Raw genomic sequence first — 14,426 nt, forward strand, 5'->3', positions numbered from 1 at the left:
GGCTTCTAATAGAAGCCTTTGAAGGGAGATTGTTGTGTTGCTAGTTATTATTTATTATTTCTTGAAAATCGTCTAACTACCGTTAAACCTGATAATAAGAACATAGTTAAGAATCCAAATGAACCGCTATCTGGTTTTTCTTGTTTGGTTTTAATAACCGTTGCTTGTACTTCTACCGTTTCAGATATCCACTCTATTTTATTACCTTCTTCATCTAATATATAAGAGCCATCATAATCTCTTTGATAGTTAGAGATGGTTACTTCTATTGTAAGAGGGGTATCGGAATTAATCTCAGGCACGGTAAATATTTTACTTGCTGGATTAGCAAAATTTTCCTGAAAGTCAATCGGTACACCGCCTTTAGCTTGCCAAACATAAGATAGTTGGCCAGCTTCACTATCGGTTGTAGCAGATGCGTCGATGGTAATTGTTTCACCAGCGAGCAACGTCATACCCTCGACATCCGCCATACCACTTAGTTTTAAATTAGGTGTTATTACAGATGGTGCATTTGTTACTGTAACCGTATGTATTTCTGAAACCGATGCAATACCATTTTCTATCGTTAATTTAAGTTCGATAACTTCTTCTTGTGCCAAGTCATCTGGAGCAGTAAACATAACGCTACCGCCCGCTTCAGAAACCATCAAGGTTACTGGTATGCCTGATTCTTGAGTCCAGGCATAAGTGGCATTCTCGGCATTGGGTATACTAGCACTTGCATCGATAGTAACTTCTTCTGTTTCGAATACGTTTGTAGCATCTTGTGCCATCGCGATCTTGATTGTTTGTTGACTATCTTTAGGATGACCATCATTAACATCTAGTACGCCGTCGTTGTCATCATCATTATCAAGGGTGACTGACGAACTATCGATACAAGTTTGATCACAGGTTTTCACATAATCATCAGGTAAACCATCACCATCGGTATCGGCAGCTATTGCTGCGTTTTCAGGAAAGCCATCGTTTAGGTCGATAACGCCATCTAAATCGGTATCTAAACCCGATGGAAGCTCCTGCAGTGAATAATTATCAATCCACAGTCTCGCTTCATCGGTGTTTTTCAGCACCTCAGACGCATCACCTACAGTGTGCATGTATACTCTAAATGGTTGTGTTACATCAATGTCGGCTGGCGCAACAAAATCTTCCGTTAAGGTTACCCAAGTAAGGGCAGATTCAGCCGTGGTATTTAAGTCCACTATCGTTACCGTATCTTCATCTACTTTTGTATAGGCATAGGCCCATTGCAAAGTGCCTATTGTGGCACCGTCACCCGTTAATGTATAAGTTGCACCAGGTACAATACCTTCAACTTCTCTATAAATACCAGAATTATGATCTTCACGCGAATGGTTAAATAACGCAACAACCCCTGTTCTGCCTTCTGGTGCGCGCACATCATAACCAAGCTCTAGTTGCGTGCGAGTCTCGTTTATGAATCTTGCAAAACCTCCAGAGCCGATACGACCGTATGCCGGGACAGGATTGCCTTTTTCATCAACGCTTGACAAGAAAATTGAATTTTCATCATTAAAGCTTTTATTACCTATTGCCCAGCCCTCGGTTGCAAAACCAGTTACACTTTCTAAATCGCCGTCAGGGAAGTATTCAAGTGGATATTCAACAACAGGATAGGTTTTTTTAATCGTGGCAGGAACTGCAACGGTAGCTGAAGTAGACACAATTTTATCGCCGTTTTCATTCAGAAGGTAAGAACCGTCGTAGTCTCTTTGGTAGTTAGTAACCGTAAGCTCTATGGTGATCGGCGTATCCGCTTTTACTAGAGGCACATAGAATGTTGGATTAACCGCTGTGGCATCACTAAAGGTAATAGGAACTCCGTTTACCTTCCATTGATACGTAAGTATACCGTCATCACTGTCCGTTGAAGCAGAACCATCCAGTTGGATTTTTTCACCATAGGCCAAAACCATACCGTCACTATCTAGCATGCCGGTCACGGTTGCTGCAGGAGTGGCAATGGACGGTGCTTTAGTAACAGTTACCGCGAAGGTGTCAGATACCGTTGATATTGTATCTTCAACGGTCAAGGAAATAACAATTTCTTCTATTTGAGTTATGCCGACTGGTGCAGTAAAAGTCACTGAACTGCCATTCGGTGTAAGGTCAACAGGTAGGCCTGAATCTTGTGACCATGTGTAAGTAGCAGCCTCATTGTTAGGAATTGAAGGGCTAGCATCAATAGTAAACTCTTCTCCTTCAACGGTCATGCCAGACTGGTTGGCAAAGCCAATGACGATACTTTGAGTATTATCTAGTGGATAACCATCATTAACATCAAGTACGCTATCGCCGTCATCATCGTCGTCAATAACTAAATCACTAGCTTGTTGACATGTTTCATCACATTCGGCGTTATACTCATCAGGTTTACCATCAAGGTCGGTATCTACACTGGCAGCTGCATCATTAGGGAATGGGTCAGCTGAATCTGGTACACCATCTCCATCTGAGTCGGCCAGAGATGGAGGTCCCATCAATGAGTAGTTATCGGTCCATAATAACGAGCGTTCTAGTGAAAGAACATCATCAGTTAAAGGTAATGGGTATGCTGTACTCGGCGCGGTGAATATATACACAACAAAGTTTTTCGTTGCGTCTATATCAGCTGGTGCAACAAAGCTATCGCTCACATTCACCCAAGCTCCATCAGATTCAACAATATTAGTTAACGCAACTGGAGTTCTTGTTTCTTCACCGGTTTTAACATAAGAGTAACCCCATCGAATACTACCTTTTGTTGCCGCATCACCAGATAATTGATACGTTTCACCCGCTTGAATGCCTTCAACAATACGGCCAAGGCCGGCTGCATCGTTATTACGGTTATGGTTAGCAAAGAAGACAACGTTACTGTCGTTGCCTGCAGGTATCGCTTCAGAGCCTGCAGGGCCACTTTGGGTTCTGTCGGTATTGATAAAGCGAGTCCAACCTGACTTGAAACCAGCCGCTTCGGCAATATAGGCATCGGTTACGCCATCAGACAAAAGCGGACCATTGCCATTCCCCAAAGTACTGTTGCCAGAGGAAAAACCAGTTACGCTTTCTAAGTCACTGTCGGTAAAGTATTCAACAGACTCTATCTGGGCAACGACCTCGTAGTCATCTACCCACATTAATGAACGCTCGGTGTTATTGATAGCCGCATCAGGAAACGCTGCACTTCGTTGTGTGTGTAAAAACACGCGAAATTCCTTGGTCAAATCAGCATCAACAGGCACGGTGAACATATCTTCAATCGTAACCCAAGCTAGATCTGATACTACTACGTTGTCCATATCAACGACAGTAACAACATCCTCACCTTGCTTAGTGTACTCAATTGCCCATTGCAAAGCGCCACGTGTCGCTCCTTTACCTGAAACACTATAGGTTTTATCTAACTCTATATTTTCAAGTGATCGGTAAATACCGCCGCTATCATCTGTACGTAGGTGATTACAATAGGCTACATTCGATGTATTCCCTTCAGGTGCATGTTCTGTAACCCCAACTTTTTCAGAGGTGATCGTATCATCGATAAAACGACACCAACCGCTACCAATTCGCCCCCAAGCTTGGGTCGTACCGTTTGCTAATGTAGGGCCGGTATCAAAAGCTATGTTATTTCCAGTCCATGATTCAAGATCGCCTTCGGGAATTAAGTTTTCAGCAAATAATGGTGCACTCGAAAGGAGTAATGTAGCCGCAACAGCGGAAGCAACTTTGTTTTTGAATAATATGCTCATATTGTTTCTCGTACTGATTATTGTAAATTTCGCAAGGGATAACGTTATACCTAAAATTGCATACTTCTATTCATTTGTAAATACCAGTGGTAATATTTATTTTTCAAAAAACTTAAAGGAAATTAACGTAACTGCAACTTTACGCCACTAAATACATGTAAAATAGCCTATTAAATAAAAACCCACAAAACAAAATAACTTCACACTAAATCTACAAAATCAAAAGGTAACGTTCTCTTTAACGCTAGTTAAATTCATGTTAATTGATAAACAAAGGCCGCAATTGCAAATTATCAGGCCCCTGTTTAGGGACCACTCAGAACAGCCCAAACAACAAGCAACATAACCAGGCAGCGATAACAATGAACAGCCAATGACCGCCAAGCCGGCTTTAACAATTATCAGACAACCGAACTATCAAAGGGAAAATGAATGCGAAAAAATGATCGCTATAGTTAATGCCAATCTGCATAAGGAGATATTAGGTAGAAAGGGCCGACACGGTTGATCTGATAAAAGCAATGGCGACTAATGCAGCGCTTTTATCAGGGAAGAATGAACAAAAGAAGCCACCATTCAACGCTACCTTTTGTGAAGGCGTCGACGCATTGTTTTCACTAATGGTTTCGACAACTGCCGGTGTTACTGATACTTGTTAGCCAATTTCAGTCTCGATAGCTGTAGCCTCTATCACGGAACCTCTCTCAACCAGATGTGGCATAAATAAGTGGGTACGTCCCGATGAGATGGAGTTTTCCGACAGTTCAATCGCCAATTTGGCGGCATAACTGGCCATTTCTTCCACCGGATAATGCATGGTGGTTAGTTGTGGCAAACAGGCCACTGAAATTAACAGGTCGTCAAAACCTATGACCGAAACATCTTGCGGTACTTGTATTCCACAAGCGTGTAACTCATGAATGACCCCTATCGCCATATTGTCATTATAAACCAGCACGGCGGAGAATTTAACGCCGTTACTTATTAGCTCCCTGACCGCGGCGCGGCCCCCAGCCATATCGGCATCTCTACGGCCTACGTTCGTCTCATTTAAACTAACCCCGGCACTGTTTAATGCGGTTTTGATCCCCTCGAAACGAAGTTTGGCATCGGAGTTCATCACTTCTCGAGTAATTACAGCAATATCGATATGACCTTTACTCAATATATAACGGGCAGCTTCCTGAGCACCAAGATTATTATCTAGCCACACACAGCGGTTGGGGATTTGCGGAATAAATCGGTTAATGAAAACCAAACCGGGAATTTTGTCTGCCAACTTACACAAAACCTCATCACTGGCATGAGCACTGTGCATTACGATGGCATCACAGCGGTGTTGCATCAATGAATCTATCGCCTCCATTTCCGCTTTTTCGCTACCAAAGGCATTACTAATTACTACTCGGTAGTTTTGCTCTTTGGCCGCTTGTTCAGCACCACAAGCTAAGGCACCAAAAAAACTCATCGACACATTGGGCATAATCACGCCAAGGGTATTCGACTTTTGATTCACCAGTGCCTGTGCATTAATGTTAGGTCGATAACCCAATTCATCAATAACTTTCTGTACTTTGGCTCGACAAACTTTGCCTACCTTGCCTTCCCCCCTAACGACCCTAGACACGGTTGAAGGAGAAACTCCGGCAACACGGGCAACATCTTTTATGGTGATCATATTTTTAGTACAACTCCTCTACTCACTCAGGCCATCCCTTTTTTTGTCATAGTTACTTGAACAATCTGAGGCATTTATTTTTCAATTTCTTCAGGACATTAGCATGATAAACAAAATGCCTCGCCGTGGCTATCGACAAGATTTTAAAGACCCACAAAGGGAAATCGATAACCTTACACCTCCCTTTAATATGAAGTATATAGTAAAATTTTTACCTCGCTAAAACAAACTCCACAAGCAGGAATTACCACTTAAATAACAACAGGTTATATATAGGCGTCATTTTCAAACTCACATAAGCTCGACTACAAGAGCAGTAAATAAGATGTTAACAACTATTGAACAGCAGAAAAAACAATGATAACGTTCTCCTTCTGTAATGCGGTGCTTATTTAGCCAAAACAAGGTGCATAAAAATGTTAAGAAAACACTTAAGGGTAATGGCTTTAGTCTTGCCGAGCTTATTGTTATGTCAACAATCTCAGGCTCAGGAGTACATCAGCATAGACCATAGCAAAGTGCTAAAAACACAGGCTGCTCCGCCTATTGGCGAGAACCTCACTTTTTTACTGGACTCCGACAAACATATGCCCCGCACGGTTTCAACGAAAGAGCGGGCAAAAGAGATGAAATTAAGCATACTAAGGTTTCCGTACGGGCACATGGCTGATAATTACCTGTTTACCGATGCACCATTTAGTGATGGCGTCGAAGGTTTAACACCAAGAGTGGCATCTATAGGTACATCTCCTGGTAACCTTTACTGGGCGGTTGATGACAATGGCTACTTTAAAAATTCTGTCGATTTTGATGAGTACATCAGTTACACCGACAAAACCGGTGCAGAGCCCCTTATCGTGGTCAATATGTTGTCATATGACGAAGATAATTATCCTGATACCGTGGTCAGTTTTGCAGATTTAAAGCAACATGCGGTTGAATGGGTAAAGTATGCAAATATTACCAGAGGATACAAGGTCAAATACTGGCAGTTGGGCAATGAAGTTAAGGCTCATACCGACAAGGACACCTATTTCAGTCATTTTGTCGAAGTCGCGCAAGCGATGAAAGCCGTAGACCCAAGTATCCAAATAGGCTTTGGCGAAGATGGCCGCTCCAATTGGGTAAAACAAGCTCTGGCAGATCCTCTGGTGTCAGCCCATATTGATTTTATTTCTCCACACCAATATTTACATGGTGCCGCCTGGAGCGAAACTTATGAAGACTGGCGAGATCACAACGGCAGCGTTATTCCTAAAATAGATCTGCTACAAGGCTACGCCGACACGAGCAGCAGTCATAAAGACGTGCCGATGATTGTCACGGAATATGGTGTCACTGGCGGTAATTATGCCGAAAGAGACCCTACCGGCTTGCACTTCTTCTATACCGCAGCGGATAAAGCTTATCTCGGTGTTGCAACTGATGGTTTACAACTGACTAAATTGGCCAGCGTAACTAGCGTTAACCGATTGATAAACATTGAAATGTTTGACGATTCCTGGTTTGGCTTAAAACTTAACCATGATAGCTCCGGTTATATCAAAGCAGATAATGATACCTTGTCACCAATCACCATTGATGGTCTTGCCACACAAGACGGCAGTAAATGGCGTTTGCGTGAAAACGCTAAAAAATACTATCTGGAGTCGAAGCAACACCCGGGGTTTTATCTCAGTTATGATGCCAACAGCGCTCGCTTTCAACTAGGTACCGAAGACATGCTGATGGCCGAACAATTTGATCTTCGTTTGCCACAGCAAGTACTCGGGAAAGCTAACATCTGTTTCCCCAGCGATACACCGCGCATGCTGTTTTCATTGGCAAACAAAAAGTTTGTAGGCCTAAAAGCCGATAATACCTTAGTTGCCGATGCTTACCGCTCAGAAAGTCACTCCTACCAGTTCATCATGACTGAGGCCGAGGAAAAGTATGGTATCAATGCCGTAACACTACACTCTCCAGAGCAAGCAGGGTTTATTAGCAGAGACCCTCTCAACGCAGCAAACCCGGTGACTCTGTCGAGTGAATCAATATTGGCAAACGGATTGTGGATCTTCCACCCCAAGGCTGATTTTTTTCGCTTAGAAGCGTATAACAATCCGGGCAGCTATCTTAGGGTGAACAGTGATGGTTCACTTTCTGCCGATGGTATTGCCGCCAATATCGGTACACGATTTACCCATAACGACTTACCTGAGCCCAATCCGGAACCAGCCGCCCAAATACCAGAAGGAAATTATGGCAATGACTTATGGAAGTCATTAATTTTTGCCGAGATGAGCTTAACGGCCAACCAGCACAAAAACCTGACTCATTTAATCCACTGGAATACTCATACCCCATTTGACGGTAAGTATGGCGGTTACCATCACGAGGCAAACTCGCTGGAAAATACCGACGAGAACAATCTGACTCCCGTTGGCCAGGTGCTTAAAATGATCAACCATCATAGCTTGCCGAACATTTTAAACCTTAATGCCATCCAGGGAAAAGTGCGGGTTTTCGCCAGTAGCGCACCTAGTACCGGGGAGGTATCGATTATTTTACTCAACAAAAATAATCAAGCAGAAGACATCAATATCTCATTAACCGATTACCAGCCAAGCAGTATTTATAGCCGCTGGGTGTACACAGGCACCTCCCCTGAAGATGAATACCCAATCGTCCTACAAGATGATAACGGCAGCCTTGGTAAAGTAACAATAACCGGCAATACGGTTACGACCACACTAGAGCCTGTATCACTGACGGTGATTCGCTTACAAGACCCAAGCATTGCCATCGCGCCAAACGATCAAACAATTGTACTCAAGTCACTGCATTCAGAGCAGTACCTTGGGTTAAATAATAGTAGCACCGATCCACTGCTCACCTCGACGCAGGTAAATGCCAATCGCGAAGCTTACTTTGTCACTCTGGGTAGTTTATTTAAGGTGAATACGCTGGCTGATGGATTTGTACAACTTGCTTCATATGGCGGAACAACTACAGAAATGATCCGCTATTTCTCCGCCGCTCAGCAAGCCCTGCAAGCTGAAGTTAATGCCAGCGACTACTCGCAATGGCAGTGGCAACTTAACAGTAGCGGTAATGTACTTCTTAGCGCAAAAAATTATCCCACTAAGCATATGCGCACATCTGCTGCTAATGACTACAAAGTCGATCGTGACGGCAGCAAAGGCACTTGGTCTCAATTTAGTTGGCAAAGCTTGCCCGATGCACCTATTGGTAAAGAAGTATGGATCCGCTCAGCCATTAACGATGAACTTCTTTACGTCGATGGCGCAAACAATTTACTGGCCGACGGCAAGCTTGTAGCCGATGCAAATGCGCATTTTTTCTCGGTTGAACGTTTATCTGGCGATTACGTGGCGTTGAAGTCTAGCCTGACTGGTCAGTATATTAAGTCCGGTGCAAACACTAGCTCAATGGTAGCCGTAGATGGCGAAAACAATGACAACCTAGATCTTGCCACCTTGTTCAAAGTTAAGCTTGTTGATGGTCTGGTGTTATTTGAATCGGCTATCTTTCCAACGAATCACCTGACCGTTGCAATCGACACTGATCAGACTTTGAATACCACAGGTAATGAAGTCGGCTGGGCGCAATTTTACTGGGGCGAACGTTAATAAAGCACTGACCATGAATAAAACTTCACTATGACTTGGAACCATTACACCATGAACAAATTTTACAATCTGGCTCTGTACTCAGTAACGCTACTACTTACATTAGTCAATCCTGTCTGGGCAAAGGCCAGTAAACCGAACTTTATTGTTATTCTCACTGATGATCAAGGCTATGCCGATGTCGGATTTAACGGCAGTAAAGACATCGTCACCCCGAACATTGATCGTATCGCCAATGAAGGTACCCGTTTTACTAATGGCTATGTTACCTACTCAGTATGCGGACCAAGTCGAGCGGGGTTACTTACCGGTCGTTACCAGGGTCGGTTTGGTTTTGGTCGAAATCCGATAATCGACCCTACAGATCCACTGGCCGGTTTGCCACTCGAAGAGCAAATGATTTCTGAAGTGTTACAAGGTGTTGGCTATACCTCAAGTGCGATAGGCAAATGGCACATGGGAAGCCATCCTAAATTTCATCCCAACAACCGCGGTTTTGATCATTTTTATGGCTTCTTATCCGGTGGCCATCGCTACTTCCCGGAAGAATTAATCTATGAAGACGAGGCACAAGGTATTGCCATGGATAGCCACAAATCACCTTCAAATTCCTGGTACCATACCAAGCTGTTACGCAATAATGAAGTGGTTGAAACCTCAACCTATTTAACCGACGAATTATCTCGTGAAGCAATTGAATTTATTGAGCAGGAAAAAGACAACCCGTTCTTCTTATATCTGGCCTACAATGCGCCACATTCGCCGTTGCAAGCAAGCAAAGAATATTTAGCCCGCAATACTCACATTAAAGACAAAAAAAGGCGCACTTACGCCTCGATGATCACCGCAGTGGATGACGGCGTTGGCAGCGTACTGGCAAAACTCGAACAGCTAAACCTGGATGACAACACGCTGATATTTTTCTTATCGGATAATGGTGGCGCGTTAAAATCATCGGCTAAAAACGTGCCGCTAAGAGGGATGAAGGGCGACTTTTTTGAGGGTGGTATACGTGTGCCATTCGCGGTGCGTTGGCCTGAAAAAATCCCTGCCGGAGTTGATTATAACAACCCGGTCAGTTCTCTCGATATTCTTGCGACATTCGCCAGTTTAACGAATGCCTCGATCAGTACAGAACGACCACTGGACGGGGTTAACCTGATGCCCTTTATCTTAGGCGAAAACCAGGGTTTACCGCATGATGTGTTATTTTGGCGCAGTTTTGATAGCAACATATTAGCCAGCCGTAGAGGTAACGCCAAAGCGATCAGTTCTAGTCAAATTGGCGATCATTTATATAATTTATCCAATGACTTGGCCGAACGCCATGACTTAAGCGAAAAACAAAGTAACACCTTTGACCAGCAGAAAGTTGAAATGGATTTGTGGGCGACAGAGTTACAAGATCCGATTTTCAGAAAACTCACCGATGGCCCTATCAAAGCGGCAAATAAAAAACATAACGAGAAAAAAGCCAAAGAGCGCATAGCAAGATCGGAAGGCTCCGAAGGCTATTAGCGCTTAAAAATTAAATTTGGAAAAATTATGACTAACTTATACTTTAAAACCTGTTCACTATTGGCAGTGCTAGCAATAATGGGCTGTAGCCAGCAAGCTGAGAAATCAGCTGTGGTAAAAGACAAACAGCCCAATGTGGTGATTTTTTACGTCGATGACTTAGGATATGGCGATGTTGGCAGTTATGGCGCTGAAGCGGTCTCCACCCCTAATATTGATGCTCTGGCCGCCGATGGCATTCGTTTTACCGATGCCCATTCTTCCGCCGCAACCTGTACTCCTTCGCGTTATTCATTATTAACCGGGCAATTTGCTTTTCGCAATAATGCTGCAATTTTACCCGGTGATGCGCCATTGATCATCGATCACCGCAAGCCGACACTGCCAAAAATGTTCAAACAAGCCGGGTATAAAACCGCGGTTGTGGGTAAGTGGCATTTAGGCTTGGGCGATGGTTATGTCAATTGGAACCAAGCGGTAAAACCTGGTCCATTAGAGCTTGGTTTTGATTACAGCTTTTTATTGCCGGCAACCGGCGATCGCGTCCCCACCGTTTACCTGGAAAATCATCACGTCGTTGGTTTAGATAACAATGACCCGATAACGGTAAGCTATGAACAGCGCATTGGTGAGCGCCCGGTAGGCACCGAAAGCCCTGAACTGCTAAAGCAAATGGCAGATCTACAGCACAGTGCAAGCATAGTAAACGGTATCAGTCGCATCGGCTGGATGGCTGGCGGTAAATCGGCAGAATGGGTCGATGAAGATTTCCCTTTTGTGTTTACCAACAAAGCAAAACAATTCATTCAAACCAATAAAGCAGCACCGTTTATGCTGTTCTTTCCCTTTCATGATATTCATGTGCCAAGAGTGCCAAATAAGATGTTTCAGGGAAAAAGCACCATGGGCGTTCGCGGTGATGCCATCGCGCAAATGGACTGGATCACCGGTAAAATCATTGACGAACTGAAAGCGCAGGGGATTTACGACAATACCTTAATCATCTTCTCCAGTGATAACGGCCCGGTATTGGATGATGGTTACGACGATTTAGCGGTGCAAAAGTTGGGCGAACACGACCCATCAGGTGCTTTTCGAGGTGGTAAATACAGCGCCTATGAAGCCGGTACCCGAGTACCTATGATAGTTACCTACCCAAATAAAATCAGCAATCAAGGTGACAGTGACGCCTTAATCAGCCACATAGATTTTTATCGTTCATTGGCTGAATTAGTTGGCGTTAACTTAGAAAATAGCGAAGCCATTGACAGTGAAAATGTGCTGCCAGCGTTGTTAGATGCCAGTAAACCTGGTCGTGAAGAAATGCTTGAGGAGTCTTTCACCTTAGCCCTTCGAGCGGGTCAGTGGAAATACATAGCCCCATTTTCAGGCTCAACGCCAGACTGGTTAGCGAATAAAGATATTGAGCATGGCTTACTCACTGAGCCGCAGTTATACGATTTAAGCATCGACTTATCTGAACAAGTGAATATGGCCGAACACCACCCTGAAATTGTACAAGAATTACAGGCACGAATTGATGCCATTGTGAAAAAGACATCTTTTTAAACAAAAAAGTAAATCATCAGAACACTCTTGGGTAAACCATACAAGGTACAGGACAAAAACAATGCAAAAGCTGATTCAATTATTTATTGCCATTCTATTGTTGCAAACAATACAAGCTTGTGGCGGTGGCCAATCAGATGAATCACAGCCAAATAGTGCGCCTACAGTTAGTATTAATTTAACCGAGGCAATTGTCGGTGAGCAATTTACCGCAAAAATTGCTCTCTTTGATGTCGACGGGGATGCATTGACACTTACCTTAGATAACCAGCCACAATGGTTAAGCTTAAATCAAGCAAGCCAGACGTTAACGGGTACACCGCAACAAAGTGATCTTGGCTTAGCGGCTAATATTATTTTACAAGTAAGTGATGGCAATTATACCGTGGATTTCGAATTTAACATTACCGTGTTATCCGCTGAAAATCAGAATAATCAACCACCGCAGATAGAGCTTGCACTAAACTCGGTGTTGGCTGGCCGATATTATCAATTTAGCCCTGAAACCTACGACGCAGACGGTGATGTGCTTTCACTTACTTTAGAGAATTCTCCCGCCTGGCTGCATCTCGATGCTGAACAACAATTTATTTATGGCACACCACAAACTGCAGATGAAGGCCAGTTTACTGACACCAGTCTAACCGTAAGTGATGGTTATAAAACGGCTCAAATCCAATTTGATATTAATGTAGTTGTTGCAGAGCCATTAGCACTGATGATCAACTGCGAACAATAAATGAAATCGTGAATTATTTGACGTATTAAAGGAGTTACATTTGATGCACAAAACACTAGGCAATACCTTAAAAACAACGGCTAAATATGGCTTGTTATTAACCACACTGCTTTCTGGCTTTGTCAACGCGAAAGTGATCGGCAATGCAACCACAGTCACCACAGTAGAATTAGATAAAGACACTTATATCCAAAAAAATGATGTGGGTACAAATTTTGGCAATAAATGGTTTATGCATGTAGCAAAAATTTCTGGCGGAGGTGCAAAAGTAAGCTTTATACAATTTACCTTAGGCGATGAGCTTACCTCGGGCGCCAAAGTCGAACTGGTACTGACGGCAAGGAAAGTGGTAAATGAAACTCTGGTGCAATTAAGACCGGCCACCAACACCAGCTGGGATGAAACAAAACTAACCTGGGATAACAGATGGGATGCTACTGATGGCGTTAACTATGGCGATGTATTAGAAACATTTACCGTCGCAGCTCAGGATATACCGGCAGATGGTGAAACGGGTAATTCATACTCCATAGACATTACCGCCCATATTGACGGACCAGGCAGCTACAGCTTTGCCCTAACCAATGAGGACCAATGGACTGACACCAGTTTTTTTACTCGTCATCAAAGTAATAGTGACAAGCGGCCGAAAGTTCTGATCACCAAGGATAAATCATACGGTTTTAGCCTATCGCCGAGTTATTTTTTGGTAAACCCAGATCCACAGGCGTCCAGTCAACAAACGGTTACCCTAAGCAATGAAGGTGAAGTGCCGTTGCAATATAAAGGTATGGCTGCTAACGATGATATTAGCCACGATCAATTTTCATATACCGATAACACCTGCAGCACTTCAGAAGCGCTAGCGCAAGGACAGTCATGTTCATTTAAGGTAGTTAAGTCATATGATCCGACACGAGATGCAGTATCAGAGCATGACCTAGTTATGCTGAAATATAGCTACCTTGATGCCCAGGGTAATGAAGGTGCGCCAATGAAGTATCCAATTTATATCCGCGATAGTAGCGCAGAGCCTACGGCAGCACAGGCAAAGCGCCGTGTAGCACCACAAGCGAAGAGCTTTCGCTTAACTGATACAACGACTGACAATGAGATCACTAACTTACCTGTATCGGGTTCTGATTATGACATCAAATTCACTGTGGATGGTTACCATAATAGTTATCGGACATTAGTGGCGTTATTTGATTGTGTTGATACCACAGCTGACAGCTGTGCCGCCAGTTTCAATGACAATATCGGTTATGTGGAAGCCACTGCCGGGACACCGGGTACAGGAGCCACGTCTTATCAGGGTAATAATTCTGCGACCACAGATTTTACTGGCAGCATCACCATGCCCAGTTACGCCAATACTTTGGTTGCGCGCGCCTATTATCGTTCCGATTTTGATGAATCGGCAGCAAACCGCTTTACTTCATTGGTTGCCTCAGGCGGTCAAGGCATGACTTTTGCAGATGGTCTTGGTCGTAAAATCATTATTCAAACCGCACAGTAACAGGAAGTAATAT

8 protein-coding genes are annotated in these 14,426 nt (G+C 43.6%); 6 read left to right on the forward strand and 2 right to left on the reverse strand.

Annotated features, from left to right (window positions below):
* Positions 1-47: 47 nt before the first annotated feature.
* Complete coding sequence (locus RI844_RS11580) at positions 48-3,758, reverse strand: hypothetical protein (protein WP_348394826.1); 3,711 nt, start codon at positions 3,756-3,758, stop codon at positions 48-50.
* 521 nt (positions 3,759-4,279) lie between these two features.
* On the opposite strand from RI844_RS11580, the gene RI844_RS11585 reads away from it, so the two are divergent.
* Positions 4,280-4,417 carry a hypothetical protein gene (locus RI844_RS11585; protein ID WP_348394827.1) on the forward strand — a complete coding sequence of 46 codons (138 nt, stop codon included), beginning with the start codon at positions 4,280-4,282 and terminating at the stop codon, positions 4,415-4,417.
* Here RI844_RS11585 and RI844_RS11590 read toward each other — a convergent pair.
* Complete coding sequence (locus tag RI844_RS11590) at positions 4,414-5,436, reverse strand: LacI family DNA-binding transcriptional regulator (RefSeq protein WP_348394828.1); 1,023 nt, start codon at positions 5,434-5,436, stop codon at positions 4,414-4,416. The two genes, RI844_RS11585 and RI844_RS11590, sit on opposite strands and share 4 nt — an antisense overlap.
* A 416-nt stretch (positions 5,437-5,852) precedes the next feature.
* On the opposite strand from RI844_RS11590, the gene RI844_RS11595 reads away from it, so the two are divergent.
* The 5 genes from RI844_RS11595 (at position 5,853) to RI844_RS11615 (ending at position 14,413) form a co-directional block, all read left to right on the forward strand.
* The gene (locus RI844_RS11595) at positions 5,853-9,068 is read left to right on the forward strand and encodes a hypothetical protein (RefSeq protein WP_348394829.1); all 3,216 of its coding nucleotides are present in this window, start codon (positions 5,853-5,855) and stop codon (positions 9,066-9,068) included.
* 51 nt (positions 9,069-9,119) lie between these two features.
* Positions 9,120-10,586 carry a sulfatase-like hydrolase/transferase gene (locus RI844_RS11600; RefSeq protein ID WP_348394830.1) on the forward strand — a complete coding sequence of 489 codons (1,467 nt, stop codon included), beginning with the start codon at positions 9,120-9,122 and terminating at the stop codon, positions 10,584-10,586.
* Positions 10,587-10,664: 78 nt separating this feature from the next.
* Positions 10,665-12,155 (forward strand): sulfatase family protein, encoded by a 1,491-nt coding sequence (locus RI844_RS11605; protein WP_348398345.1) that lies wholly within the window; start codon positions 10,665-10,667, stop codon positions 12,153-12,155.
* 61 nt (positions 12,156-12,216) lie between these two features.
* Positions 12,217-12,894, forward strand: a complete 678-nt coding sequence (locus RI844_RS11610; RefSeq protein WP_348394831.1) for a putative Ig domain-containing protein — start codon at positions 12,217-12,219, stop codon at positions 12,892-12,894.
* A 43-nt stretch (positions 12,895-12,937) separates the two neighbouring features.
* Positions 12,938-14,413: a CBM96 family carbohydrate-binding protein gene (locus RI844_RS11615; RefSeq protein WP_348394832.1), complete on the forward strand. Its 1,476-nt coding sequence runs from the start codon at positions 12,938-12,940 to the stop codon at positions 14,411-14,413.
* The last annotated feature ends 13 nt before the right edge of the window (positions 14,414-14,426 follow it).

The sequence above is a fragment of the Thalassotalea fonticola genome (genome assembly GCF_032911225.1).
GTDB lineage: Bacteria > Pseudomonadota > Gammaproteobacteria > Enterobacterales > Alteromonadaceae > Thalassotalea_A > Thalassotalea_A fonticola.

What these genes read in the sequence shown, in the direction of transcription:
- RI844_RS11580 (WP_348394826.1), bottom strand. Translation starts at nt 3,758, where the DNA reads ATGAGCATATTATTCAAAAACAAAGTTGCTTCCGCTGTTGCGGCTACA.
- RI844_RS11585 (WP_348394827.1), top strand. Translation starts at nt 4,280, where the DNA reads ATGGCGACTAATGCAGCGCTTTTATCAGGGAAGAATGAACAAAAGAAG.
- RI844_RS11590 (WP_348394828.1), bottom strand. Translation starts at nt 5,436, where the DNA reads ATGATCACCATAAAAGATGTTGCCCGTGTTGCCGGAGTTTCTCCTTCA.
- RI844_RS11595 (WP_348394829.1), top strand. Translation starts at nt 5,853, where the DNA reads ATGTTAAGAAAACACTTAAGGGTAATGGCTTTAGTCTTGCCGAGCTTA.
- RI844_RS11600 (WP_348394830.1), top strand. Translation starts at nt 9,120, where the DNA reads ATGAACAAATTTTACAATCTGGCTCTGTACTCAGTAACGCTACTACTT.
- RI844_RS11605 (WP_348398345.1), top strand. Translation starts at nt 10,665, where the DNA reads ATGGGCTGTAGCCAGCAAGCTGAGAAATCAGCTGTGGTAAAAGACAAA.
- RI844_RS11610 (WP_348394831.1), top strand. Translation starts at nt 12,217, where the DNA reads ATGCAAAAGCTGATTCAATTATTTATTGCCATTCTATTGTTGCAAACA.
- RI844_RS11615 (WP_348394832.1), top strand. Translation starts at nt 12,938, where the DNA reads ATGCACAAAACACTAGGCAATACCTTAAAAACAACGGCTAAATATGGC.